At 64.8% G+C, this 25,001-nt stretch carries 21 protein-coding genes; 13 read left to right on the top strand and 8 right to left on the bottom strand.

The window, feature by feature from the left end:
- Nucleotides 1-65 precede the first annotated feature (65 nt).
- From hemC to C9427_RS23680, 6 genes are all read left to right on the top strand, one after another.
- Entirely contained in the window at nt 66-992 is a 927-nt protein-coding gene (gene hemC, locus C9427_RS23705) for a hydroxymethylbilane synthase (RefSeq protein WP_107651509.1), read from the top strand.
- Nucleotide 993: 1 nt separating this feature from the next.
- A complete protein-coding gene (locus C9427_RS23700) occupies nt 994-1,704 on the top strand; it encodes a uroporphyrinogen-III synthase (RefSeq protein WP_107651508.1) in 711 nt (236 codons plus the stop codon).
- A gap of 90 nt (nt 1,705-1,794) precedes the next feature.
- A complete protein-coding gene (locus tag C9427_RS23695) occupies nt 1,795-3,294 on the top strand; it encodes a COG4223 family protein (protein ID WP_107651507.1) in 1,500 nt (499 codons plus the stop codon).
- 15 nt (nt 3,295-3,309) lie between these two features.
- A complete protein-coding gene (locus C9427_RS23690) occupies nt 3,310-4,908 on the top strand; it encodes a heme biosynthesis protein HemY (RefSeq protein WP_107651506.1) in 1,599 nt (532 codons plus the stop codon).
- Between the two features lie 43 nt (nt 4,909-4,951).
- On the top strand, nt 4,952-5,431 hold the full coding sequence (locus tag C9427_RS23685) for a tellurite resistance TerB family protein (RefSeq protein ID WP_107651505.1): 480 nt from the start codon (nt 4,952-4,954) through the stop codon (nt 5,429-5,431).
- A 17-nt stretch (nt 5,432-5,448) separates the two neighbouring features.
- Nucleotides 5,449-6,159 carry a glutamine amidotransferase gene (locus C9427_RS23680; RefSeq protein WP_107651504.1) on the top strand — a complete coding sequence of 237 codons (711 nt, stop codon included), beginning with the start codon at nt 5,449-5,451 and terminating at the stop codon, nt 6,157-6,159.
- Between the two features lie 11 nt (nt 6,160-6,170).
- Here C9427_RS23680 and C9427_RS23675 read toward each other — a convergent pair whose 3' ends face one another.
- The 7 genes from C9427_RS23675 to C9427_RS23645 all read right to left on the bottom strand — a co-directional run bounded on the left by C9427_RS23675 (nt 6,171) and on the right by C9427_RS23645 (nt 14,906).
- The gene (locus tag C9427_RS23675) at nt 6,171-7,409 is read right to left on the bottom strand and encodes an MFS transporter (RefSeq protein WP_107651503.1); all 1,239 of its coding nucleotides are present in this window, start codon (nt 7,407-7,409) and stop codon (nt 6,171-6,173) included.
- Nucleotides 7,410-7,559: 150 nt separating this feature from the next.
- On the bottom strand, nt 7,560-8,660 hold the full coding sequence (locus tag C9427_RS23670) for an aminotransferase class I/II-fold pyridoxal phosphate-dependent enzyme (RefSeq protein ID WP_107651502.1): 1,101 nt from the start codon (nt 8,658-8,660) through the stop codon (nt 7,560-7,562).
- A gap of 67 nt (nt 8,661-8,727) precedes the next feature.
- Nucleotides 8,728-9,192, bottom strand: a complete 465-nt coding sequence (locus C9427_RS23665) for a Ros/MucR family transcriptional regulator (protein ID WP_107651501.1) — start codon at nt 9,190-9,192, stop codon at nt 8,728-8,730.
- 147 nt (nt 9,193-9,339) lie between these two features.
- Entirely contained in the window at nt 9,340-10,044 is a 705-nt protein-coding gene (locus C9427_RS23660; RefSeq protein WP_107651500.1) for an ROK family protein, read from the bottom strand.
- A 17-nt stretch (nt 10,045-10,061) separates the two neighbouring features.
- A complete protein-coding gene (gene zwf / locus C9427_RS23655; RefSeq protein ID WP_107651499.1) occupies nt 10,062-11,438 on the bottom strand; it encodes a glucose-6-phosphate dehydrogenase in 1,377 nt (458 codons plus the stop codon).
- A gap of 14 nt (nt 11,439-11,452) precedes the next feature.
- The gene (gene gnd / locus C9427_RS23650) at nt 11,453-12,466 is read right to left on the bottom strand and encodes a phosphogluconate dehydrogenase (NAD(+)-dependent, decarboxylating) (RefSeq protein ID WP_107651498.1); all 1,014 of its coding nucleotides are present in this window, start codon (nt 12,464-12,466) and stop codon (nt 11,453-11,455) included.
- 31 nt (nt 12,467-12,497) lie between these two features.
- Nucleotides 12,498-14,906: a glucan 1,4-alpha-glucosidase gene (locus C9427_RS23645; protein WP_107651497.1), complete on the bottom strand. Its 2,409-nt coding sequence runs from the start codon at nt 14,904-14,906 to the stop codon at nt 12,498-12,500.
- Between the two features lie 208 nt (nt 14,907-15,114).
- Here C9427_RS23645 and C9427_RS23640 point away from each other — a divergent pair, with 208 nt between their 5' ends.
- The 5 genes from C9427_RS23640 to C9427_RS23620 all read left to right on the top strand — a co-directional run bounded on the left by C9427_RS23640 (nt 15,115) and on the right by C9427_RS23620 (nt 21,766).
- The gene (locus C9427_RS23640; RefSeq protein ID WP_107651496.1) at nt 15,115-16,128 is read left to right on the top strand and encodes an ABC transporter substrate-binding protein; all 1,014 of its coding nucleotides are present in this window, start codon (nt 15,115-15,117) and stop codon (nt 16,126-16,128) included.
- A 46-nt stretch (nt 16,129-16,174) separates the two neighbouring features.
- Complete coding sequence (locus C9427_RS23635) at nt 16,175-17,641, top strand: sugar ABC transporter ATP-binding protein (protein ID WP_107651495.1); 1,467 nt, start codon at nt 16,175-16,177, stop codon at nt 17,639-17,641.
- Nucleotide 17,642: 1 nt separating this feature from the next.
- Nucleotides 17,643-18,623: an ABC transporter permease gene (locus C9427_RS23630; RefSeq protein ID WP_107651494.1), complete on the top strand. Its 981-nt coding sequence runs from the start codon at nt 17,643-17,645 to the stop codon at nt 18,621-18,623.
- Nucleotides 18,624-18,626: 3 nt separating this feature from the next.
- Nucleotides 18,627-19,574: an ABC transporter permease gene (locus tag C9427_RS23625; protein WP_107651493.1), complete on the top strand. Its 948-nt coding sequence runs from the start codon at nt 18,627-18,629 to the stop codon at nt 19,572-19,574.
- 122 nt (nt 19,575-19,696) lie between these two features.
- On the top strand, nt 19,697-21,766 hold the full coding sequence (locus C9427_RS23620; RefSeq protein ID WP_107651492.1) for a 3-hydroxyacyl-CoA dehydrogenase NAD-binding domain-containing protein: 2,070 nt from the start codon (nt 19,697-19,699) through the stop codon (nt 21,764-21,766).
- Between the two features lie 32 nt (nt 21,767-21,798).
- On the opposite strand, the gene C9427_RS23615 is transcribed toward C9427_RS23620, so the two are convergent.
- Nucleotides 21,799-22,605, bottom strand: coding sequence for a helix-turn-helix domain-containing protein (locus C9427_RS23615; protein WP_107651559.1), 807 nt, complete (start codon nt 22,603-22,605; stop codon nt 21,799-21,801).
- Between the two features lie 113 nt (nt 22,606-22,718).
- Between C9427_RS23615 and C9427_RS23610 the strand changes: the two genes are divergently transcribed.
- Together C9427_RS23610 and C9427_RS23605 are read left to right on the top strand one after the other, a co-directional pair.
- The gene (locus tag C9427_RS23610; protein ID WP_107651491.1) at nt 22,719-23,855 is read left to right on the top strand and encodes an ABC transporter ATP-binding protein; all 1,137 of its coding nucleotides are present in this window, start codon (nt 22,719-22,721) and stop codon (nt 23,853-23,855) included.
- Nucleotides 23,836-24,999, top strand: a complete 1,164-nt coding sequence (locus C9427_RS23605; RefSeq protein ID WP_107651490.1) for an ABC transporter substrate-binding protein — start codon at nt 23,836-23,838, stop codon at nt 24,997-24,999. The genes C9427_RS23610 and C9427_RS23605 overlap by 20 nt, the downstream gene beginning before the upstream one ends.
- Nucleotides 25,000-25,001 lie beyond the last annotated feature (2 nt).

The following is a 25,001-nucleotide window of genomic DNA, read 5'->3' as shown; positions in this document are numbered from 1 at the left end:
CCCCGTTAGGAGAAAGCCCGGAAAAACGGCCTCAATCTGCCGGGGGTTATCACGGACCGCGCGCCATGCAAACAACCTTGAAAATCGGAACACGCGGCAGCCCGCTGGCGCTGGCGCAGGCGCATGAAACGCAGGCGCGGCTGATGGCGGCGCACGACATGCCGGCTGAGGCGTTCGAGATTGTCGTCATCTCGACCAGCGGCGACCGTATCCAGGACCGGCCGCTGTCGGAAGCCGGCGGCAAGGGCCTGTTCACCAAGGAGATCGAGGAGGCGCTGCTCGAGCGGCGCATCGACATCGCCGTGCATTCGTCCAAGGACATGCCGACGCTGTTGCCCGATGGGCTGGAACTCAGCGCCTTCCTGCCGCGCGAGGATGCGCGCGACGCTTTCATCGGCAAGGCGGTGAAGGCGATCGCCGACCTGCCGCAAGGCGCCAAGGTCGGCTCGTCGTCGCTCAGGCGCCAGGCGCTGATCCGGCGCATGCGGCCGGACCTCGACGTGGTGATGTTCCGCGGCAATGTGCAGACGCGGCTGCGCAAGCTGGACGAAGGCATCGCCGACGGCACCATTTTGGCCTATGCCGGGCTGAAGCGGCTCGGGCTCGAACATGTCGTCACCGACCTGATGCCGCTCGATCTCTTTCCACCGGCGCCCGGGCAAGGCGCGATCGGCATTGAAACCCGTATCGGCGACCGCGATGTGGAGAAAGTGCTGACGGCAATCCATGACGTACCGACCGGCCAGGCGCTGGCCTGCGAGCGCGCCTTCCTCGCGGCGCTCGACGGATCCTGCCGCACGCCGATCGCCGGCCATGCGACGATATCAGGCGGGATACTGTCCTTCGCCGGATTGATCATCTCGCCGGATGGCACGGACTGGCATGAGGTCAAGGCGCAAGGTCCGGCCGGGGATGCAGCGCTGATCGGTGCGGACGCAGCCAGGACGGTGCGGACCAAGGCCGGCGAGAAATTCTTCGACGGCTGGGCCTGACATGGTCCGCGTCCTGGTAACGAGACCGGAACCGGGCGCGTCGCGCACCGCACGGCGGTTACGGGACATGGGTTTTCAGCCGATCCTGCTGCCGCTGACCGAAACGGTTCCGGTCGATGCCGGCGCCGTTCCGGACGATGCCGTGGCCGTTGCGGTCACCAGCGCCAATGCGCTGCGCCATGCGCCGAAGGCGTTGATTGCGGCGCTCGCCGCCTTGCCTTGCCATGCCGTCGGCAAACGGACGGCGCAGGCCGCGCGAGAGGCCGGGTTTGTATCCGTCAGCGAAGGTTCCGGAGATGCCGAAGCGCTGGCCGATGCACTTGCGGCGAGCCTCTCCGGCAAGACGATCGCCTATCTCTGCGGCCGCGTGCGTTTTGCCACCTTCGAGGAGCGGCTTGAGGCGGCCGCGGTGCATGTCCGCGCCGTCGAGACTTACGACACCCTCGCACTGGACTATTCCGACGGCGATATCATCGACCGACTCGTCGGCCAACCGGTCGAGACGGTCCTGCTTTATTCGGCCAAGGCAGCGGTGGCGATGCAGACCATGATCGAGCGACCAAAGCTGCATGATCTTTTTGACAATACTCGGTTTCTTGCCCTCTCGGGGCGTATCGCCGCAGCGCTTGGGGGTATTTCCAGCGAAAGAATGCAGATTGCGAAAGAACCCAGTGAAGAGGCGCTGTTGGCGCTTTTGCAGGAGTGGCGCTGAGCCGCGTCATCACACCGCCCCTTTTCACCGCTTGGTGATGTGCTAGACCCATCCTGAACCATCCCGAAGCGGATTTTGCGGAGCCCAAGCATGGTCAAGACGCCGAAGATGCGACATTCGAAAAGCCGTCGCGAGCCGGTGACCATCGAACTCGAGCCTGGCTCCGTCTCGCGCATCGTCGAGGAGGATGCGGCCAAAGCTCTGGAGGATGCGGCGCAGACCGACGAGGCGAAGGTGGAGGAGGCGGCGAATGCGTCGCAACCGGAAATGCCCGAAGAGCCGGTGCATGCCGACCAGACCGATCTCGAGCCGTGGGAGCACACCGACGCGGCGCAGGCCGGGCAGGAGGCTGCCGGCACAAAGAGTTCCGCAGAAGCGGAGCTTCCTTATCCGGCTGGCTCGGACGCGCCACCGAACCGCGCCTTCGACTACGGTTTCGATGATGCGACCGGCAAAGCCAGTGAGGCCGGGGCCAGTGGAACAGGCGCCGGCAGCGCCGAAGACGCGCCGAAAACAACCCAGACGAGGAACGCGGACATGGCAGCGCAGCCGAAGCGTGGCGGCATCAACGGCATTGCCGCAGGCATCATCGGCGGCGTCATTGCGCTGGCCGGGGCGGGCGGACTGCAGTTTGCCGGCCTGCTCGGAGGAGCGGAATCCGGCACTGTATCGCTCGACGGCGTCAACGGCGAAATCGCTTCGCTGAGGAGCGAGATCGTAGGCTTGAAGGAAGCCGGCGACAACAGTGATGCATCGGCCAAGGTGGACGGGCTGGCGTCGGCGCTGGACCAGGTCAAGACGGATGTCGCGGCGCTCAAATCGACGGTCGGGCAGGGCGGCGCAGGCGACACTGCCGGGCTTGCGGCGCTCGGCGACAAGGTCAAGCAGATCGAGACGGCGGTCGCGGCACTTGGCCAGGCCGGCAATGCGGCGCCGGTCGACCTCGGCCCGCTGAACGAGAAGCTGGCCGGGCTCGATGCGGCGCTGAAATCCGCCGGCGAGGCGGCGACGGCGCAGGACAGCCGGCTTACCGCGCTGGAACAATCGGTGGCGCAGCTCTCCGGCAAGGTAGAGGCGCAGGCCTCGCAGCCGAAGATCGCGCTCGCCATCGCGGCGTCAGCGCTGAAGGCGGCGCTCGACCGTGGCGCGCCGTTCGCCGCCGAGCTCGAGACCTTCGCGGCGATCTCGCCGGATGCACCGGAGTTAGCCGCGCTGCGGCCCTACGCCGAAAAGGGCGTTGCAAAGCGCGCCGATATCGCGGCCGAAATGGAGGCAGCGGCCAATGCCATGGTCACTGCCGCGGCACCTGTCGACCAGAATGCCGGCTTCCTGCAGAACCTTTTGACCAGCGCCGAATCGCTGGTCAAGGTCAGGCCGATCGGTGCGGTCGAAGGCGCTGGCGCGCCGGAAACCGTGGCGCGCATGGAGGTGGCGGTCAACCAGGGTGACTACGCCAAGGCGCTCAGCGAATACGCTACGCTGCCCGAAGCCGTAAAGGCCGCCGGCGCTGACTTTGCCGGCAAACTGAAGGCGCGCATCGAGGTCGAGACGCAGATCGATTCGCTTATCGCCGGGGCGATGAAGGCGTGAGATGAGGAAAACAAGATGATCCGCATTCTCTTTTTCCTCGCCGTCGTCTTCGCGCTCGGGCTGGGCTTCGCCTGGCTGGCCGACCGGCCGGGCGAGATGGTCGTCACCTTCAGCGGCTATCAGTACCAAGTCAGCCTGATGGTGGCGGCGGTGGCGGTGGTGGCCGTGGTCGCCGCGGTCATGATCGCCTGGTGGCTGATCAAATCGCTGTGGAACAGCCCCTACACCATCTCGCGTTACTTCCGCGTGCGCCGCCGCGACCGTGGCTATCAGGCGCTGTCGACCGGCATGATCGCCGCCGGCGCCGGCGACGGGGCGCTGGCCCGCAAGAAGACCAAGGAAGCGGCAAAGCTGATCCGCTCCGACCAGGAGCCGCTGATCCATCTGCTCGAAGCGCAGGCCTCGCTGCTCGAGGGCGACCATGAGGGCGCGCGCGAGAAGTTCGAGACCATGCTCGACGATCCCGAAATGCGGCTGCTCGGCTTGCGCGGGCTTTATCTGGAGGCCGAACGCCTCGGCGACCGCAACGCGGCAAGGCACTATGCCGGGCGCGCCGCCGTCATGGCGCCGCAACTGGCCTGGGCGGCCGAATCGACGCTGGAGGACCTGACCGGTCGTGGCGACTGGGACGGCGCGCTGAAGCTGGTCGAGGCGCAGAAATCGACGCGCCAGATCGAGCGCGACGCCGCCAACCGCCGTCGCGCCGTGCTGCTCACCGCCAAGGCGCAGGCGCTGGCCGACAGCGATCCCGACGCCGCCAGGACGGCTGCGCTCGAGGCCAACCGGCTGCGGCCCGATTTCGCGCCGGCGGCGGTGGCCGCCGCCAAGGCGCTGTTTAGGCAGAACGACATGCGCAAGGGCTCGAAGATCCTCGAAGCGGCATGGAAGGCCGAGCCGCATCCCGAGATCGCCGAGCTCTACACGCACGCCCGGCCCGCCGACGCCGTGCTCGATCGGCTGAACCGGGCGAAGAAGCTGCAGGAGATGAAGAAGAACCATGCCGAATCCTCGCTGACGGTGGCGCGCGCCGCGCTCGACGCGCAGGATTACAAGACCGCCCGCCAGGAGGCGGAGGCGGCCATACGCATGGATCGCCGCGAAGGTGCCTACCTGCTGCTGGCCGATATCGAGGAAGCCGAGACTGGCGATCAGGGCAAGGTGCGCCAGCTTTTGTCCAAGGCGGTGCGCGCGCCGCGCGATCCGGCCTGGGTCGCTGATGGCGTCGTCTCCGAACGCTGGGCGCCGGTATCGCCGGTCACCGGCAAGCTCGACGCCTTCGAATGGCGCGCGCCGATGGAGCGGCTCGGCCAGTTGATCGACAGCGATGAGGACAGGCCGGAGGCGCCAAGCATTGCGGCGCCAGAGAAGCCGGCGAAGGAAAAGATGATCGAGCTGACGCCTGCTGTCGCTGCCGAAGAGCCAACCGTCGCCACCACGACGGCCTCGGAACGAAACGAGGATCAGGTCGCGCCGATCACGGCAGCGGCCTTTGCCGCCGTGCCGGAGGATGCCGAAGCTGTCGAGCCGGCCGAGGAACTGGCCCGGCTTCCTGACGATCCCGGTGTCGATCCGGACGACAAAGAAAAATCGCCACGCCGGTTCCGTTTGTTTTGATCTGGCCTGAAATTGATCATTCCGGCCTGTTGGGAATAGCCATATGTTCGAACGTGTTCTGTCATTTCTGAGGGATCTGCCGGCTGGCGGCGGCGCTCGCAGCAACGGTGATGACCCGCGCATTGCCGCGTCGGCCCTGCTCTTCCATGTGATGAGCGCCGACGGCGTCCGCCAGGACGTCGAATGGGAGCGGTTCAAGGCGGTGCTGGCGGAGGCCTATTCGATCAGCGGCGACGAACTCGAGGCGCTGGCCGCGGCCGGCGAGCGCGCCGACAATGAGGCGATCGACCTCTACGCCTTCACCAGCGTGCTGAAGCGTCATCTCGATGCGGACGCGCGCAAGGCCTTCATCGGCCTGATGTGGGAGATCGTCTATGCCGACGGCGAGCTGCATGAGCTCGAGGACAACACCGTCTGGCGCGTCGCCGAGCTGATCGGCGTCGATCGCCGCGACCGCGTCGAGGCGCGCCGCAAGGCGGCGGCGCAAGCGCCGGGCGCCACCGGAACGTCGAGCGACGAATAGACAGGACGAGCCCGAGCATGCCGCGAAGTCCAAGGCCAAAGATCCTGATCGTGCTGCATCAGGAGAATTCGAGCCCCGGACGCGTTGGCCATATGCTGATCGAGGAAGGTTTCGACCTCGACATGCGCCGCCCGCCGCTCGGCGATACCTTGCCGGAAACGCTGGACGGCCATGCCGGCGCGGTGGTGTTCGGCGGACCGATGAGCGCCAATGACGAGGACGAGTTCGTCCGCCGCGAGACCGACTGGCTGAACGTTCCGCTGAGGGAGAACCGGCCTTTCCTCGGCATCTGCCTCGGCGCCCAGATGCTGGTCAATCATCTCGGCGGCAAGGTCGAGGGCCATGGCGAGGGGCTGGTCGAGATCGGCTGGTATCCGCTGAAGGCGACCGAAGCGGGCCGCAAGCTGATGCACTGGCCCGAGATGGTCTACCAGTTCCATCGCGAGGGCTTTTCGCTGCCGAAGGATGCGACGCTGCTGGCAACGGCCGAGACCTATCCCAACCAGGCCTTCCGCTATGGCGACAATGCCTGGGGCATCCAGTTCCATGGCGAATTGACCAGGGCGATGATGCAGCGCTGGGTGGTGCGCGGCGCGCATCGTTTCGAACTGCCCGGCGCCCAGCCCGGCCGCGACCATCTCGGCGGCCGGCTGATCTGGGACATGCATCTCAAGCGCTGGCTCGGCGAATTCCTGCAGACGATCTTCGGCAAGCCGGCAGCGCGATAAGGAGGTCCGCGTCAGTTTCGCCCGTCGAGGTGGCGCACCTTGCGCAATTGCGGGAACAGCACCGCCCACAAGCCGGCGACGATCACGGCGCCGACACCGCCGATCACCACCGCCGGCACCGTGCCGATCAACGCCGCCATGGTGCCGGCGCGAAATTCGCCGACCTCGTTGGAGGCGCCGACAAAGACCTGGTTGACGGCGTTGACGCGGCCGCGCACCTCGTCCGGCGTCCACAACTGGATCAGCGTCTCCCTGATATAGACGCTGAACATGTCGGTGGCGCCGAGGAAGGCGAGTGCGACAATCGACAGCCAGGTGAGGGTCGAGAGGCCGAACAGCACGGTGAAGGCGCCGAACGCCGCGACGAAGCCGAGCATGATCACGCCCGCATGGTTGCGGATCGGGTGTCCGGCCAGCCAGACCGCGACGCAGATGGCGCCAATGCCCGGCGCCGAGCGCAGCAGTCCGAGGCCCCAAGGGCCGAGCTGGAGGATGTCTCGGGCATAGACCGGCAGCAGCGCCGAGGCGCCGGACAGTAGCACGGCGAAGAGGTCGAGCGAGATGGCGCCGAGCACGATCTTCTCGCCCCAGATGTAGCGGAAGCCGGCAAACAGCGTCTCCATCGTCGGCTTGTCGGTGGCGGTCTGCTGGGCCGGCTTCGGAATCGTGTAGATCAGCAGGGCGGCCACCGCCATCAGGACGGCGGCCGTGGCGTATGCGACTTCGGCCGAGAGGCCATAGAGCAGGCCGCCGGCGACCGGGCCGACAATGGTCGCCGTTTGCCAGGCGGATGAGTTCCAGGCAATGGCGTTGCCGAAATCCTGCGGCGGCACCAGATTGGCGAACAGCGAGGACGAGGCCGGTCCGTAAAAGGCGCGCGCCACGCCAAACAAAGCGAGCACCACGAAGATCGGCAGCGGACTGACGAGACCGCGCAGCGTCAAATACAGGAGGATGAGCGCGCAGGCGGCCTCGATCAGCGTCGACAGCGCCATGATCAGACGGCGGCCGAAGCGGTCGGCGACGACACCGGTGACCAGCACCAGAAGCAGCGACGGCAGGAACTGGACGATGCCGACAATGCCGAGATCGAAAGGATCGCGCGTCAGGTCATAGACCTGCCAGCCGACCGCGACGGAGACGATCATGGTCGCGAAAGTGGTGAGGAAGCGAGCCGCCCAATAGCTCAGGAAGGCTCTGTGCCGGAAGGCGGCATAGCGCTGGTCGGGTGAGGTTTGTTCGGCTGTCATGGAGTATGGGCCCCGTTGCGATGTCGGCGGGGCACTTCCACGATGGGCGCTGGTCCGACCAATGGAACTTGAGAAGTTCGCGGGGGATGTGCGCCAAAATCGACGCCGGATCAAGGATTTTCGGCTCGCCTGGCCGATCGCATGAGGAAATTACTGCCGCAGCGCGGCGGAAATGGCTTCGAGGCCGCCCCTTAATTCGGCCTCCTGCGGCCAACCGAAGCCAATGCGGAAGAAGCGCTTCGGCATGTCGAACCAGTGGCCGGGTCCGACATAGGTGCCATGGTTCTCCAGCAGGTTCACATAGAAGCGGTCGAGATCGAAACCGGCATCGACATTGAGGCGTGGGAAGCCGACAACGCCGCCTTGCGGCCGCACCCAGTCGACCAGCGGCTCGCGGTCGATCCAGGCCTGGACGATGTCGCGCCGCTTCGCCATCTGCGGCAGCAGCGCCGCCAGGAAATCGTCCCGGCGCTGGAGCATGTTGCGTGCGATGGCCTCATCGATGACGCTGCCGCAGATGCCGATCTGTTCCTTGGCGGCGAGGAATTTTTCCTGAAGCTCCGTGTCCCTGGTGACCAGCCAGCCGATGCGGATGCCGGGAATGCCGAAGGCCTTGGATAGCGACGAGACACTGATCGCCCGTGCGCTCAGCGACGCCGCCGAAGGCAGGCGCCGTCCATAGGAGAGGTCGCGATAGGTCTCGTCGACCAGCAGATGGCAGTTGCGGCTTTCAGCGAGGCCCACCAGCGCATCGAGGTCGGCCTGGCTCATCATCGTGCCGGTCGGGTTGTGCGGGCAGGTAACGCTGATCAGACGGGTATCTGGTCGCATCTGGGCCGCGACGCGTCCGACATCGATGGCGAAGCCCGCGTCGAAGTTCAGATCGACATAGGAGATGGCGCAGCCGATCGCCTTGGGCGTCTCGATGTTGGTGGCGTAATTGGGCCTGACGACGACGAGGTGATCGCGCTCGGACAAAAGTGCTGTCGAGATGATGAACAGCGCGCCCGCGGCACCGGCGGTGACCAGCACGTCGTCGGGCGAAAGTCCCTCGTCCTGCGCCGCTATCAGCGCCCGCAGATCCTTGTCGCCCCGGTGCTCGCCGTAGAAGAGCGTGAGGTCGGGCAGCGACAGGCCGATATCGGAAAGCTTCTGGTCGGCGATCGAGCTTTCGGAGAGATTGTAGCGGATACGGTCATAGCCGTATTCCTCCGGCGCCTCTTTCTCGATCACCATCCTGGTGTAGTTCATGGCCGCGCTCCCCCCGTCTGCCGGCGCGAGATCGTCGGCAGAACGACCAAATCCGCTCTCGCTGTGGTCAGGCCGTGGCCTTGGACTTCCTCGCCTTTTTCACGGGCGCCGGCGGCGGGGCGGCCTTGCGGCCAAGGCCGATCGCCTTCGCCAGCTGCGAGCGCGAGGCCGCATAGTTGGGGGCGACCATCGGATAGTCCGACGGCAAGCCCCATTTGGCGCGATAGGCGTCCGGCGTCAGCCCGAAATGAACACCAATATGGCGCTTCAGCGATTTGAACTTCTTGCCGTCTTCGAGACAGATGATGAAATCCGGCGTCACGGACTTCTTGGGATTGACCGCCGGCGTCAACGGTACCGGAGCCGGAACGGCGGGTTGTCCGAGCCCGCCTATGGAGGCGCTGACGCTGGCGATGAGATCGCCGAGGCCGGAAACGGGCAAGCGGTTCTTTTCGACGTAGGCGGACACGATGTGGGCGGTCAGTTCGAGAAGGTCAATGTCCTTGCGAGCGTCGTTGCTATCGTCGGTCAATCTATTTTCTCCATCCGTGGGGGTGGCAGAATTCCTAGTCGGCAAATCCGCGCAATGCAATGACGCCGCGCCACGTCACACATTATTTTGAATAACAATACTAACGGCAGGGCCAGATCAACAGCCTGGCCGCCAGCCATCACAATATCAGACGATCAGTGATTTGTCGCGCCACAGTCGAAATCCGCCTTCAAAGGCGCGCGTGTTGTCGCCGCGTCTGGAATCAACCGGCAATTCCTCAAGTTTGTCGACATTGCCGCCGCCGATGACCACGTAATCGGGCTGCATGGCGACGCGCAGCCGATCGGCCACGTCGAAAACGTGTTTGCGCCATTTCTTCTTGCCGCGCTTTTCCAGCCCGCGTTCGCCGACATAATCCTCGAAACTGCCGCCCTTCCTGTAAGGCAGATGCGCAAGCTCCATCGGCTGGGCGACATTGTCGACAATCATCGCCGCGCCCAGGCCGGTGCCCAGGCCAAGGAACAGCATGCGGCCGCCCTCATAGCTGCCGACGGCCTGCATCAGCGCGTCGTTGACGATTTTCACCGGCTTGCCGAACGCCGCCGCGAAATCAAAGCCGGCCCAGCCCTTGCCGAGATTGGCGGGGTCCATCAGCGGCCTGTTGTGGTTCACCGGACCGGGATAGCCCATCGAGATAACGTCAAACGGCAGGCCGTCGGCCAGCGTCATTACTGTCTGGATCATCTGTTGCGGCGTCAGCCCGGGTCCGGAATCGGCGCGGCGCTCCTCGCCGCCGGCGCTGGTCAGGATCTTGACGTGGGAACCGCCAATGTCGATCGACAGCACGATCTTTTCGCTGTTTGCCGCGGCGGGCTTCACCGTCCTGGCCATTTTTTACCTCCCGGCGATTATTTCGATGGGTTGATCCAGCCATTCGGTGGCCCGAAGCCGTTCATGGCGTCTTCCGGGCCCCAGGTCTTGGGCTCATAGACATGCGGCGGCGTCGCGTCGCCAAGCACCGGGCCGACGATGCGCCAGGCGAGCTCGCTGGCATCCTGGCGGGTGAACAACTGGCGATTGCCGTTCATGGCGTCGCCGATCAGCCGCTCATAGGGCGGCATGTCGCCTTTCGAGTCGTCGAGCGCCGTCAGTTCGACCTGTTCGCCGATCATGTCGTCGCCGGGCTGCTTGCGCTGGGCGCCGATCGAGATCGCCACCTGCGGGTTGATGCGGAAGCGCACGTGGTTGGCGTCTCCAGGCTTGATCGGGTCGAAGACGTCGAGCGGCGGCTGCTTCAGCCGTACGATCACTTCCGTGGCATGCACCGGCATGTTCTTGCCGGCGCGGATGAAGAAGGGCACATCCCGCCAGCGCCAAGTGTCGACGAAGAAGCGCACCGCCGCGAAGGTCTCGACCGGCGAATTCGGCGCGACACCGGGCTCGGCGAGATAGCCCTTGAATTGACCGCGCACGACATCGTCTTTCGTCAGCGTGCGGATGGCTCTCAGCACCTGCACCTTCTCGTCGATCAGGTCGTCGGCCGAGCGCCCGACCGGCGGCTCCATGGCGAGCAGCAGCAGGATGTTGAGGAGATGGTTCTCGATGACGTCCCTGATGCAGCCGACCTCGTCGTAGAAACGACCGCGACCCTCGACGCCGAAATCCTCGGCCATGGTGATCTGCACGCTCTCGACGTAGTTGCGGTTCCAGATCGGCTCGAGGAAGGAATTGGCGAAGCGGAAATAGAGCAGGTTCTGGATCGCCTCCTTGCCGAGATAATGGTCGATGCGGAAGATCGACTGCTCGTCGAACACCAGATGCAGCACCCGGTTCAACCAGCGCGCCGATTGCAGATCGTGGCCGAAGGGCTTTTCGATCATCAGCCGCGCGCCATGCGCCGTGCCGGATTGCTCCAGGCCCTGGACGACGGTCTCGAACATGGTCGGCGGCACCGCCATGTAGTGGAGTGGCCGCTGCGCCGATCCAAGCGCACTCTTCAGCTTGTCGAAGGTCGCCCCGTCGCGGTAGTCGCCGCTGACATAGCGCAACTGCGAGGCGAATTTGGCGAAGATCTTTTCGTCGATCTTGCCGATGGCGTTGACGATGCCGTCACGCGCACGCGCCTGCAGCTTGCCGAGATCCCAGGGGTCGAAGGCGACGCCGATTACCGGCTCGGTGAGGCTGCCCTTGGCGACCATCTGGTAGAGTGCGGGAAATATCTTCTTGTGGGCGAGATCGCCGGTTGCCCCGAAAAGCACCAGCGTGTCGGACCGTTCCTGGCTCATCGTGTCTTCTCCGCTCACACGCCGGTCTTCGGCTTCTCGACATGGCCGCCGAAGGCAAAGCGCATGGCGGACAACAGCTTGTCGGCGAATTCGGATTCGCCTTGCGAGGAAAAGCGATCGAACAGCGCCGAGGACAGCACCGGCGCCGGCACGCCGGTGTCGATGGCCGCTTTCAGTGTCCAGCGGCCTTCGCCGGAATCCGAAACCCGGCCGCCGAACTGGGTCAGCGCGGAATCGCTCTTCAGCGCGCCGGCCGTCAGGTCAAGCAACCACGAGCCGATGACGCTGCCGTGCCGCCAGACCTCGGCCACCTCGGCAAGGTCGATGTCGAACTGGTAGTATTGCGGGTTTTCCAGTGGGCTGGTCTCGGCGTCCGCCGTGCGCTTCCGCTTGCCCGCATTCGCCGACTTCAGGATGTTCATGCCCTCGGCATAGGCGGCCATGACACCGTATTCGATGCCGTTATGGACCATCTTGACGAAATGGCCGGCGCCGCTCGGCCCGCAATGGAGATAACCGAAGGGCGCTGTTCCGGCATCCTTGGCCGGAGTGGCGCCGGCGTCGGCGCCCGGCGCCAGCGTCGCAAAGATCGGATCGAGATGCTGGACCGCGCTATCGGGGCCGCCGATCATCAGGCAGTAGCCGCGCTCGAGGCCCCAGACGCCGCCGCTGGTGCCGACATCGACATAGTGCAGGCCCTTGGCCGCGAGCTCAGCGGCCTGGTCGACGGCGTCGTGGTAGTAGGAATTGCCGCCGTCGATGATGATGTCGCCGGGCTCCATCAGCGCCGCCACTTGATCGGCGATCTTGCCGGTGATCGCCGCCGGCAGCATCAGCCAGGCGCTGCGCGGCTTGGTCAGCTTGCCGACAAACTCCTCCATGGAGGCGGCGCCGATCGCGCCATCCTTGACCAGAGCCGCGACGCTGGCCGGGTTGATGTCGTAGACGACGCATTCGTGGCCGTCGCGCAGCAGGCGCCGCACCATGTTGGCGCCCATCCTGCCCAGTCCCATCATTCCTATCTGCATGGTCTTGTCCCGATCGTTTGAGGAATCGAAATCACTGGCTGTCGATGCCGACGGAAAAGTTGACATTCTCCCATCGGCCGGCATCGGACCAGAGAAAAGTGAAGACGATCGTCGTGCCCGGCGGAGCATCGGCAACCGGCAGATCGGTGAGATGGATGCCAAAGGCGTTCTCGGTGGTCCGGCTGTCCTGGGCGGTCGCCCAGTCGTCGCGGCTCCAATGGACGATCGCCGGCGCCAGCAGTTCCAGCCGCAGCACCTTGCCGGCGGGTATAGTGCGGACCTTGTGGTTGAAGCGCCATGTCCGCAACGGCGACACTGTCTTGTCCTTGATATAGCGCTTCACGCCCTGCGGCGGCATGTCGAAGACCGCGCCGTCGCGCAGCGAACGCAGCAATTTGATATGCTCCGAATGCGCCCAGACCAGCGGCATGGCACTGCCAGACGGCCCGCCGCGCCGCAATTCGCGTTCCGGCATGTCGGGGCCATCCCAGACCTGTTCCGGCAGCAGGCCGCCATGCCCGGCCGAGGCCTCAAGCGTCTGGAGCAGACTCGCCGCTCCGCCCTTGCGCCCCGCAGCCAGCTCGTAATGGGCGCGCTCGCCAGTCAACAGCGGCCAGGCGCGGCCCTGGCCGGTGCCGTCGAAGGGCGCGCCATCGGCATGCTCACCGTAGCCGTCGCCGGTGTAGCGGTACCAGACCGGTCCTTGCGGCAGGTCGCAGCGCAACGTGGCGTCGATAATCTTCAGCGTGTCGAGGATGCGCGGATCATCGGCGGCCCTGAGGCCGAAGCGGACCAGTGCCAGCGCATCCGGGCTGACGATTGCCTCGGCCGGCCGGTCGGTATTGCCAGGCGGCCGGTTCTTGATCGGCACATAGCCGTCCTTTGGGGACGCCGCACCGGCTGCGTCGCGCGGCGCAATGCGAACGTAGTAACCGTTGACGCCGACGTCCTGGCAAAGGGAAGTGCCGGTTACATACGTCCAGCGTTCGACCTGGTCGTTCCAGACATCGGCGGTTTCGCGCAGATAGTTTGCCGACTCATGTTCATCGCAAGCATCGAACATGTCGGCGGCGGCGAGCAGGGCGGATATCTCGACGGCCAGCGTGAACGGGCTATAGCCGGCGTCCTCTTCCCAGCGGTCCTCGCCGGTGACCGGGCCATTGCGCATGACATAGGAAGCAGCCCGCTCGATCATCGGCATAAAGGCCGTCAGTTTGGCGTGCGGCAGGTGGCCGGCGCGGCGCAGCGCATCGGCAAGCAGCAGCGGGAAGGCGCATTCGTCCATCTGGATGCCGGGCCAGTAGGGCGACCCGTCCAGCCAGCAATTCTGCGGCCAATGGCCGTCGGGCTGCTGGATGGAACGGAGATAGCCGAGAATCTCCAGCGCCTGTTCAGGGTCGCCGGCGGCCAGAAAGCCGCCGGCGGTTTCGACCAGGTCGCGCGGCCACACCAGATGATAGCCGCCGAGATCGTCGTCACCCTTGTTGAAACCCCAGGGGATGGACAGGCTGGCGACGGCAGCACCCGGCGTGGCAATCGACCGATGCGCCGCCAGAACCGCCGTGCTGACGCGGTAGCTGTTGATCCCGGACGCCGTGTGCCGGTCGAGCGGCAGCAATCCCGCCTGCCATTTGCGCCATTTCTCGACATAGCCCTTGGCGGCGGCATCGAAGCCTTGCTCCAAGCTGGCAAAGGCGACCTCCGCCGCCTCTTGCGGCGTCGCGCCAAAGCCCAGCGCCAACAAGACCTTCGCGTTCTCGGCCGAAAAGCCGATCTCCCCGGTCAGCGCTACATTGCCGTCCTCTGTCCTTTGGCAGGCCGGATCGAGCCGGCCAGCGTTCTGCAATTGCTGCCAGCCGTCGGAGAAGCCGACATAGCCGGCGGAGCACGTGCCCCACGGCAGCGAGGAAGCGAGCGCGAGGCAGACACCGCGCCCCGAGGCGAACAGGACAGTCTTTCCCTCGTGGTCGCCGACCCAGGCGGTGTTGCCCATGCCGGCGTTGACGAGATGCGGCGCCAGCAGCGCATAGACGCTGTGGTCAAAAGCGCCGCCTTTCAGCGGCGTGAAGGTGATTTCCTGCAGCAGAGCAGGGCGTTTCGGATCCGTAATGATCCGCTTTTCGATCCGGTAGGCGCCGTCGGCCGCTGTGTTCAGCAGCCTATAAGCGGGCACGCCGTCCTCGAACGGCTCGACACTGTGCTCGGCGTCGCGTTTCTCCTCGGAGAAATAGCCGCCGGGGCCGGTGACGATCAGTCCCATGTCGCGCGTGCAGGCGCTGTCGAGGTGGGGATAGTAGATCTCGTTGAGGATGCCGTGGCTGATCGTGAACCAGACGCGGCTGGCCAGGGAAAGCGCGGTGCCGACACCGCTCTTGGCGCTTGATGTCCAGCGCGCCGGAATTCCGGGCGCGCCCGGCGCAACTGTCGGCGTCACTGCCATCCGATTTTGGCCTCCGGTCCCTTCCCTAGCCCATGAGCCGAGGGCTTTTCAATCTTTGCACCGAGAGTTGATCGCCAATCCAGCTCGTATTGCGGTTGACAGCTTGCGAGCCATCTGCATTTGTCTGACAATAGATAAAAAACAGAGACGTGGATTTTTAACCGCCATCAGCAGTCACTTAAGACCAACACTCAGGGAGGAGTATGACATGAAGAAAATGCTTGTTTTGGGTGCATTCGCGGCGATGCTCGCGTCAGGCACCGCGTTTGCCGACACCAGCGGCAAGAAAATCGCTTTCTCCAACAACTATGCCGGCAATTCGTGGCGCCAGGCGATGCTCGACAGCTACGGCATCGTCACCAAGAAGGCGGTCGAGGACAAGGTGGTCGCCGCCGCCGACGTCTTCACCACGGCCGACAAGGAAGTGCCGACCCAGGCGGCGCAGGTGCAGAACCTGATCCTGCAGGGCTACGACGCCATCGTCATCAACGCCGCCTCGCCCGACGCGCTCAACGGCGCCATCAAACAGGCCTGCGATGCCGGCATCGTCGTCGTTTCATTCGACGGCATCGTCACCGAACCCTGCGCCTACCGCGTCGTCGTCGACTTCAAGGACATGGGCAAGCAGGAAGTCGAGCAGATGGCCAAGTTCCAGCCCAAGGGCGGCAATCTGCTGGAGATTCGCGGCCTTGCCGGCACCTCGATCGACGACGCCATCCATGCCGGTATCCTGGAGGGTGTCGCTGCCCATCCCGAGTTCAAGATCGTCGGCTCGGTCACCGGCGACTGGGACCAGACAACGGCACAGAAAGCCGTCGCGACGATCCTGCCGTCATTGCCCGACATCGTCGGCATTGTCGACCAGGGCGGCGACGGCTACGGCGCGGCACAGGCCTTCGCCGCCGCCGGCAAGCCGCGCCCGACCATCATCATGGGCAACCGCCAGGACGAGCTGAAGTGGTGGAAGGAGCAGAAGGACAAGGATGGCTACCAGACCTGGTCGGCTTCAATCGCGCCTGGCGTCTCGTCGCTTGCCTTCTGGGTGGCGCAGCAGGTGCTCGACGGTCGCACCGATATCCCGCACGATCTTCTGGTGCCGTATCTCGCCTTCACCCAGGACGATTTCGAGGCCGCGCTGCCGAAGATCAAGGAGGGTGGCGTCGCCACGCACGAATACAGCCAGGAAGACGCGATCGCGGCCATCAAAGCCAACATCAAGTAATGGCGGACATGTTGCCGCCGGCATCGCCGACCGGATATCGTTGAGCATGCTCAAGGCGAACACCGACATCATCAGACTGGACGGCGCCGAAAAACGTTTCGGCGCCGTCCGCGCACTCTCCGGCGTCGACTTTCATGTCCGCGCCGGCGAATGCGTCGGCCTCGTCGGCCACAATGGCGCCGGTAAATCGACGCTCATGCATATGGTGGCGGGCACGCTGATGCCCGACAGCGGACGGATCGCCGTGCGTGGCGGCATCGAGGACCACTATTCGGTGCCGCGCGCGCTTGAGCTCGGCATACGCTGCGTGTTCCAGGAACTGTCGCTCTGCCCCAATCTCAGTGTCGCTGAAAACACGCGTATCAACCATGCCTCGCTCAGCGGCTTCGGCTGGCGGCGCCAGGCGGCCGATCTCATCACCGCCAAGCTCGACGAGATCTTCCCTGGCCACAGCATCTCGGCCGCCGACATTGCCGGCGACCTTTCCATCGGCAGGCGGCAGATGGTGGAGGTGGCGCGCGCTTTCACGGTGACGCAGGATCCGCTCGATCTGGTCATCCTCGACGAGCCGACATCCTCGCTCGACGCGCATACGGCCGGCCAGTTGCTGGCCTTCGTCCGGCGCTTCGTCGCCAGCGGCAAGAGCTGCATCCTGATCTCGCATCTGCTGGGCGAGGTGCTCGGCAATGCCGACCGCATCGTGGTGATGCGCGACGGCAAGGTCGTCGCGTCCGATGCGGCGAAGGCCTTCGACCGCGACAGGCTGGTCACGGCCATGGGCGGCGCGGAAGCGCGCCAGAAGGCCGCAGCCGAGACCGCCAGCAGGCCGTCGGCCGGGCCTCTGCGGGTGCGGGCGCGCCCGGCCAGGCAGGAGGACGGCAAGGAGCTTGTGGCGCATGCCGGCGAGATCATCGGGCTGGCCGGACTTGCCGGCCATGGCCAGACCGACCTGCTGCTGGCGATCTTTGCCGCGGCGTCGCGCGCCAGGGCCGGCATCGAGGTCACCGCGCCGGTGGCGCTGGTGGCCGGCGACCGCCAGTCGGACGGGATCTTCCCGCAATGGTCGATTGCTGAGAATATCGGCATCCGCTCGCTGGCGCGGCTGCGCAGCGGCCTTCTGATCTCGCCGCGGCGCGAAGCCGAACTCGCCAGCTTCTGGCGCGAGAAAATCGGCATCCGCACACCCGACATGAACAACAACATCCTCTCGCTGTCCGGCGGCAACCAGCAGAAGGCACTGTTTGCCCGGGCGCTCGGTTCCGACGCCGGGATCGTGCTGATGGACGACCCGATGCGCGGCGTCGATATCGGCACCAAGCTCGAAGTCTACGATCTGGTGCGCGAAGAGGCTCGCAACGGCCGCACCTTCCTCTGGTACACAACCGAAACCGAAGAGCTCGACAATTGCGACCATATCTATGTTTTCAAGAACGGCCGGATTGTCGCCAATCTTCGCCGCGACGAGCTGACGGAGGAAAAGATCATCCAGTCCTCGTTCGGCGACGCGGCCTGAGATGACAGCGGCATCCGTCGAGAGTGGGCTCAGGGGGGCTGCCGAGCGCGACAAGCTGGCGCGGGCGCGCATGCTGCGCGGCCTGCTGCCGGCCCTGTCGCTGGTGCTGGTGCTGCTGGCGATCGCCTGGCTCAACCCGCGCGCCATCAGCTATTTCGGCTTCAGCCTGATGCTCAACCTGGCGATCCCGATCGCGCTGGCGACGATCGCGCAGATGTTCGTCATCGCCGGCAATGAGCTCGATCTCTCGATCGGCACCTTTGTCGGTTTCGTCGGCTGCGTCACGGCGACATGGCTGAAGGATGCGCCGCTCATCGGCGTCCTGATCCTGCTCGGATCGATCGGCGTCTACGCGCTGCTCGGCGCGCTGATCCATCTGCGCAATCTGCCCTCGATCGTGGTGACGCTGGGTATGAGCTTCGTCTGGCAGGGGCTGGCCATCCTCGTCCTGCCGAAGCCCGGCGGCAAGGCGCCGGACTGGCTGCTGTCGCTGATGGCCTTCAAGCCGCCTTTGATTCCGTTCCCGATCATCGCCGCATTGCTGATCGCAGCGGTCGTCCATTTCGGATTGATGCGCACCTCCTATGGCGTGATCCTGCGCGGTTCGGGCGGCAATGCCGCGGCGCTCGAACGCGCCGGCTGGTCGCTGCTTCGCACCAAGATCGTGCTGTTTGCGCTGGCCGGCCTGTTTGGCGTGCTGTCGGGCATGGCGCTGATCGGCATCACCACCTCGGCCGACGCCAATATCGGCAATGGCTATACGCTGCTGGCGATCGCCGGCGTCATCCTTGGCGGCGGTGAATTCGTCGGCGGCCGGGTGTCGCCGATCGGCGCTGTGCTCGGGGCGCTGACGCTGGCGCTCGCCGCCTCGCCATTATTGACCTTCATGCACATTCCGCCCGACTGGCAGGTGGCGGCCAACGGCGCCATCCTGATCATCGTGCTGGCGGCCCGGGTGCTGATCAGCCGCAGGGAGAGATGAGCCATGGCTTCGCTGCGATTGCTGCTCGCCAAACCCTGGATCTGGTCGTTCATCGGCGCCTTGCTGGTGTGGCTGGCGACAATCGCCTTCACCGGCGGCTATGGCGGCGGCGGCATGATCACGGCAGCCCTTTCGCTCGCCGTCTTCACCGTCATCGTCGGCGTCGGGCAGATGTTCGTCATCACGCTTGGGCCAGGCAATGTTGACCTGTCGCTGCCGGCCAATATCGGCCTTGCCAGCGCGGTCGCCATGAAGGTCATGGACGGCAATGACGCGATGATCGCCGTCGGCCTGCTGGCAGCACTCGCCTGCGGCATGGCGATCGGCGCCGCCAACTATCTCCTGATCTGGGCGCTGCGCATTCCGCCGATCATCGCCACCCTGTCGGCCAGCTTCATCATCCAGTCGATCGACATCAGCTATGGGCGCGGCCTGCAGATCAAGCCGCCGCCGGGCTTTGCCGATTTCACCAACTGGCAGATTTTGGGCATTCCGGTGCTGGCGATCCTGACGGTGGTGTTCACCATAGGTGCCGCGATCGCGCTGCAGCGCATGATCTACGGCCGCTCGGTGCTGGCGATCGGCCAGAACATCCGCGCCGCGTGGCTGGCCGGTGTCAATGTCGGCCGCATCCGCTTCCTCACCTACACGCTGTCCGGTGCGCTCGGTGGCCTCGACGGGGCGCTGCTCGCCGGCTATTTCCGCGGCGCCAATGTCGACATCGGCAATGAATATCTGCTGGCCTCGATCGCCGTGGTCGTCATCGGCGGCACGTCGGTGGCCGGCGGCAAAGCCAATGTGCCAGGCGTCTGGGGCGCGGCGCTGTTCCTGGTGCTGCTTTTGACCATGCTCAACACATTCGGTGTCAGCGCCGGCGTCCGGCTGTTGCTGACCGGGCTGATCATCGTCGGTGTGATTACGGCAGCGGGTGGGCAGAAGGCGCTGCGCTAGGGCGCCTGCTTCCATTGATCCAGCGCTGGCAGAATACCGAACTCGCCGGAAATCCGGTTCCAATCGGGACACTGGCCCTGTAAACACCCGCAGGCGCGATTTGCTATTGCGAGAGGTTTTGCTTGTCCAATTTCGTCAGCGTTACCAGAGATGGCGGCGTCGCGGTCGTCAGCATCGACAACCCACCGGTCAACGCGCTGAGCTTCCATGTCCGCGAGCCGCTGATGCAGGCGCTGGTTGCCTTGCGGGACGAGCCTTCGGTCGACGCCATCGTCATCGCTTGCGCCGGGCGGACCTTCGTCGCCGGCGCCGACATCACCGAGTTCGGCAAGCCGGTGCAGCAGCCGGACCTGCGCGCCATCATCGCCGTGCTGGAGACAATCGCCAAGCCGACGGTCGCCGCCATCCATGGCACGGCGCTCGGCGGCGGCCTGGAACTGGCGCTCGGCTGTCATTTCCGCGTCGCGGATGCGGGCGCCAGGCTCGGCTTGCCCGAGGTGAAGCTCGGTCTGTTGCCGGGCGGTGGCGGCACGGTGCGCTTGCCGCGCCTTGTTGGCGCGGTGAAAGCGCTCAGGATGATCGTGTCCGGTTCGCCGATCGGTGCGGATGAGGCGCACGCTGCCGGTCTCGTCGATGCCGTCTTCGAAGGCGATCTGATCACGCATGCCGTGAACTTCGCCAGGGAAATCGCCCGCAAGGGTGGTCCCTTCACGCCAGTACGCGATCGCAACGACGGGCTTGGGGAAACCGACCTGGTGGGCTTCGACGCCGAGGCCGCGGAGCTTGCCAAGAAGGCACGGGGCCTCGAAGCACCGATCGCCTGCGCGCAGGCGGTGCGCAATGCCATCACGCTGCCCTTCGACGAAGCGCTGGCGGCGGAGCGTGCGCTGTTCCTGAAACTGGTGGGTGGCGACCAGTCGCGCGCCCAGCGGTATCTGTTTTTCGCCGAACGTGAGGCGGCAAAGATTCCCGGCAAGGATATCGCCAGGCGCAAGATCGCTCGTATTGGCGTCATCGGCGCCGGTACGATGGGCGGCGGCATTGCCATGGCCTTCGCCAATGGCGGCTACCCCGTCACCTTGCTGGAAACCAGCGGCGAGGCGCTGGAGCGCGGCTTGGCGACGATCGACAAGAACTATGCCGTTTCCGTCGCGCGCGGCTCGTTGAGCGAAGAGGCCAAGCGCCAGCGGCTCGGCCTGTTCAAGGGCACGACGGATTATGGCGATCTCGCCGATTGCGACCTGATCGTCGAGGCGGTGTTCGAGGAGATGGCGGTCAAGAAGGATGTGTTCGGCAGGCTCGACGCAGTGGCCAGACCGGGCGCGATCCTGGCCACCAACACCTCCTATCTCGACGTCAATGAAATCGCCGCCTCGACCTCGCGGCCGCAGGATGTGCTCGGCCTGCATTTCTTTTCGCCGGCAAACGTCATGAAGCTGCTGGAGATCGTGCGCGCCGAGAAGACCGCGCCGGACGCGCTGGCGACGGTTGTCGAGCTGGCGCGGCGCATCGGCAAGGTGCCGGTCGTCGTCGGCGTCTGCCATGGTTTCGTCGGCAACCGGATGCTCGCCGCGCGTGGTGCCGAGTCCGAGGCGCTGCTGCTCGAAGGCGCGACCCCCAGCCAGATCGACCGGGCGTTCATCGATTTCGGCTGGCCGATGGGGCCGTTCCAGATGGGCGATCTTGCCGGTCTCGACATAGGCTGGCGCAATCGCAAGGCGCGCGGCCAGACGGCGGTGATTGCCGATACGCTCTGCGAACAAGGGCACTTCGGCCAGAAGACCGGCAGCGGCTTTTACCTATACGAGAATGGGTCTCGTATACCGGTAGCCAATCCGAGTGTCGAAGCGCTGATCCGCGCCAAGGCGGCGGAGAAGGGCATCGCACCGCGCACGATTGGTGCCGACGAGATCATCGAGCGCACGCTCTATCCCCTGGTCAACGAGGGCGCCAAAATCCTGGAGGAGAAGATCGCCGCCCGCGCCTCCGACATCGATGTCGTCTGGGTCAATGGCTACGGCTTTCCGGTCGGCAAGGGCGGGCCGATGTTCTGGGCCGGCCTCGAAGGGGTGGACAAGATCGTCGCGCGGCTCGACCATTGGCACGAGCGGACTGGCAAGGATATCTTTCGGGTGACGCCCCTGCTCCGGCAGATGGCAGTGTCCGGCTCATGGGAGGGCGTCGCCAGCTAACAGCTCGAGCGAGGCCATTGCGAAATTATGGACTACTGAATCCGCGCGTCGATGATCTCGACAAAGCGCGCGAAGAGACCGGCCTGCGACTTGATATTCAGCTTGCGGTAAATATTGCGGCGGTGGACCTTCACCGTTCCCGGCACGATCCGCATGGCTCTGGCGATCGATTCCGTGGAATGGCCCTGCAGCACCAGGTCGACGACCTGCTTTTCGCGCGGCGTCAGTGAAAGGCTCTTCCAGATGTGGGCGCGGTCGAACTCATGGGCCGGAGCGATCGCTTCGTATTGTTTCGTCCTCGCCGGTTCGTCATTCGGAAGAGCCGGCCAACGCAGTCTGACGAAACCGATCACTGCCGGCGCCATATCGCGCAGCAGCCTGGCTTCGGCGGTTCCGAATGGTCCTGAAGTGCGCAACCGCATCAGCGACAGCACCAGTGCATCCTTGCCCGGCAGCGGCACGAAGAAGCCGACCTCCTCGGCCAGTTTGGTCTGGCTGTAGTAGGAGCGATGGTATTCGCTTGCATAGAAGCGGTCCGGCGCGAGTTCGCGCATGCGCCAAAAACCCTCCTTGCGTTCCACCGCCGCGTGATGGAATGGATCGAGCAGATAAGGCCCTTCCTGGTAAAGCGCCACGAAGACGTGGCTTTCGGCCGGCGAGAATGTCTCGAACAGCAGCGGCGGGCGCGAGGCGCCGCGATAGCCGAAGATCACGCAGTGATCGAAGCGGACATGCTGCCGGAGCCAGGCGACCATCGCCTTGCCGAAAAGCTCGCCGCTCGTTTCCCGTGTCGCAGCGATGAGTGTAGCGAGCTGGCCGTATTCGTCGCTGCGGGACACGTTCAATTTATACCCCTTTGAACGAGAAAATTGATCAAATATACCACCCATGAGGTATATACTAGCCGCCATTGGCTCTGATAGCGTTTCGATATTAGCTGGAGCCCTGAGCCTTGACCGCAGTGCCCGACATCGAGTTTCGCGGCGTCACCAAGCGCTACGGCAGCGTGACCGCCGTCAGCGGCATCGATCTCGCCATCCCGCCTTCCGCTTTTGTCGCGTTGCTTGGACCATCAGGCTGCGGCAAGACGACTTGCCTGCGCATGATCGGCGGCTTCGAACAACCAAGCGAAGGCGCGGTCTACATCCGTGGCCGTGACATGGCCGGCACGCCGCCCTATCGGCGGCCGGTGAACATGGTGTTCCAGCAATACGCGTTGTTTCCGCATCTGGATGTCGAGGACAACATCGCCTACGGGCTGCGTCAGGCAAGGCCGCGGCTGTCGTCGCGGGAGATCAGCCTGAGAGCAGGCGAGGCGCTGGCCATGGTGCGGCTTGCCGGCTACGGCCGCCGCAAGATCCACGAACTGTCCGGCGGCCAGCAGCAGCGGGTCGCGCTCGCCCGCGCGCTGGTCAACAAGCCGGCCGTGCTTTTGCTCGACGAGCCACTGGCCGCACTCGACAAGAAGCTGCGCACCGATATGCAGATCGAGCTGCAGAACCTGCAGCGCGAGATCGGCATCACCTTCGTGCTCGTCACCCACGACCAGGAGGAAGCGCTGTCGATGAGCGATTTCGTCTGCGTCATGAATGGCGGCCGCATCGTCCAGCTCGGACAGCCGAGCGAGATTTATGACGAGCCCGCCGATCTCTTCGTCGCGGACTTCGTCGGCAAGACCAATCTTCTAAGCGGCAAGGTCACCGGGCACTCGGGTGAACTCGTCGACGTGGTGCTTGCCGACGGCAACGTCATTGCCGCACGAAAACGGGTTCCGCTCAGCCAGGGGGACACCGTGTCGGTCAGCCTGCGTCCGGAATCCCTCAGCCTCGGGCCGCCCGGAGCCGGCAGCCTAAGGGGCATCGTTCGCAACCGTATCTTCCTGGGGTCCACCGCCGAATATGCGATCGAGGTCCAGGGCATTGGATCACTGCTCGCCAAGGCCGATCACCATATCGGCCAGGGCAACCTGTTCAAGCCGGGCGAACCCGTCGCCATCGGCTTTGCCGCCGGAACGCCGCTGGCGTTTCCTGATACCAAGAACAACGGGACCAACCAGAGGGAAAACCAACATGTCGAAATCATATCGTGACGGACTGCCGACAAGCCCGGAGAAATTCGTCGATCAACTAATGCGTCTCAAGCGCGGCTCGATCGGCCGGCGCGAGTTCCTCGGCCTCACCGGCCTGGGCGTTGCAACCGCGGTGATGGCGCGCGAACTCGGCATTATGCCGACGCCCGCATACGCCGCGGAAAACCTTGGCGACCGCATGTCGATCGCCACCTGGCCCAACTACCACGACCCGGCAACGTTCGAGAATTTCAAGAAGGATACGGGCGTTGCCGTGGAGGTGAACGTGTTCGGCTCCAATGAAGAGATGCTGGCCAAGCTGCAGGCCGGCGCTTCGGGCTGGAGCCTGTTCGTGCCGACCAACTACACGATTTCCACCTACAAGAAGCTCGCCATCATCGAAGCGCTCGATATGGCCAAGCTGCCGAATTTCGACGGTTCGCAGGAGGATCCGCGCTTCACCTCGGAAGGCACGATCGACGCCGTGACCTACGCGGTGCCGAAGAACTGGGGCACCACCGGCTTTGCCGTCAACACCAAGAAGCTGACCACGCCGATGACGAGCTGGAAGGAGTTCTGGGATACCGCGATGGCCGAAGGCGACGGCCGTGCCATGGTGCATGACTACCAGCTCACCACGATCGGCAACGCGCTGAAATATCACGGCTTCTCGTTCAACTCGCTGAAGCCGGACGAACTCGCCAAGGCGGAGGAACTTCTGCTGAAGGTCAAGCCGCATTTGTTTGCGGTCTCATCCGACTATCAGCCGTCGATGCGCGCTGGCGACGCCTGGATGACCATGTGCTGGACCAATGATGGGGCGCAACTCCACCGCGACATCCCTGAGATCGCCTACGTGCTCGGCAAGGAAGGTGGTGAGATCTGGACCGACTTCTACGCCATTCCGAAGGATGCGCCGAACAAGCCCGCCGGCTATGCTCTCCTTAATTATCTGATGAACCCGCAAGTCGCGGTCAAGGAACACCTGGCCAATGGCGCACCCTCGACCGATGCGCGGGTCAACAAGCTGCTGCCCAAGGAGGTGCTGGACAATCCGATCCTCTATCCGGCGGCAGACCTTTTGACGCCGCTGGAATTCGGCGCGGCCGCGACGCTGACCGATCCGGGCCGGGCCGAGCTGATGGCGCGCTTCAAGTCCGCTTGAAC

This window comes from Mesorhizobium helmanticense, from assembly GCF_003034915.1.
Taxonomy (GTDB): domain Bacteria; phylum Pseudomonadota; class Alphaproteobacteria; order Rhizobiales; family Rhizobiaceae; genus Mesorhizobium; species Mesorhizobium helmanticense.
The sequence above is the reverse complement of the archived record's forward strand: the minus strand, read 5'-3'. Positions and strand labels throughout refer to the sequence as shown.

What these genes read in the sequence shown, in the direction of transcription:
- hemC (WP_107651509.1), top strand. Translation starts at nt 66, where the DNA reads ATGCAAACAACCTTGAAAATCGGAACACGCGGCAGCCCGCTGGCGCTG.
- C9427_RS23700 (WP_107651508.1), top strand. Translation starts at nt 994, where the DNA reads ATGGTCCGCGTCCTGGTAACGAGACCGGAACCGGGCGCGTCGCGCACC.
- C9427_RS23695 (WP_107651507.1), top strand. Translation starts at nt 1,795, where the DNA reads ATGGTCAAGACGCCGAAGATGCGACATTCGAAAAGCCGTCGCGAGCCG.
- C9427_RS23690 (WP_107651506.1), top strand. Translation starts at nt 3,310, where the DNA reads ATGATCCGCATTCTCTTTTTCCTCGCCGTCGTCTTCGCGCTCGGGCTG.
- C9427_RS23685 (WP_107651505.1), top strand. Translation starts at nt 4,952, where the DNA reads ATGTTCGAACGTGTTCTGTCATTTCTGAGGGATCTGCCGGCTGGCGGC.
- C9427_RS23680 (WP_107651504.1), top strand. Translation starts at nt 5,449, where the DNA reads ATGCCGCGAAGTCCAAGGCCAAAGATCCTGATCGTGCTGCATCAGGAG.
- C9427_RS23675 (WP_107651503.1), bottom strand. Translation starts at nt 7,409, where the DNA reads ATGACAGCCGAACAAACCTCACCCGACCAGCGCTATGCCGCCTTCCGG.
- C9427_RS23670 (WP_107651502.1), bottom strand. Translation starts at nt 8,660, where the DNA reads ATGAACTACACCAGGATGGTGATCGAGAAAGAGGCGCCGGAGGAATAC.
- C9427_RS23660 (WP_107651500.1), bottom strand. Translation starts at nt 10,044, where the DNA reads ATGGCCAGGACGGTGAAGCCCGCCGCGGCAAACAGCGAAAAGATCGTG.
- zwf (WP_107651499.1), bottom strand. Translation starts at nt 11,438, where the DNA reads ATGAGCCAGGAACGGTCCGACACGCTGGTGCTTTTCGGGGCAACCGGC.
- gnd (WP_107651498.1), bottom strand. Translation starts at nt 12,466, where the DNA reads ATGCAGATAGGAATGATGGGACTGGGCAGGATGGGCGCCAACATGGTG.
- C9427_RS23645 (WP_107651497.1), bottom strand. Translation starts at nt 14,906, where the DNA reads ATGGCAGTGACGCCGACAGTTGCGCCGGGCGCGCCCGGAATTCCGGCG.
- C9427_RS23640 (WP_107651496.1), top strand. Translation starts at nt 15,115, where the DNA reads ATGAAGAAAATGCTTGTTTTGGGTGCATTCGCGGCGATGCTCGCGTCA.
- C9427_RS23635 (WP_107651495.1), top strand. Translation starts at nt 16,175, where the DNA reads ATGCTCAAGGCGAACACCGACATCATCAGACTGGACGGCGCCGAAAAA.
- C9427_RS23630 (WP_107651494.1), top strand. Translation starts at nt 17,643, where the DNA reads ATGACAGCGGCATCCGTCGAGAGTGGGCTCAGGGGGGCTGCCGAGCGC.
- C9427_RS23625 (WP_107651493.1), top strand. Translation starts at nt 18,627, where the DNA reads ATGGCTTCGCTGCGATTGCTGCTCGCCAAACCCTGGATCTGGTCGTTC.
- C9427_RS23605 (WP_107651490.1), top strand. Translation starts at nt 23,836, where the DNA reads ATGTCGAAATCATATCGTGACGGACTGCCGACAAGCCCGGAGAAATTC.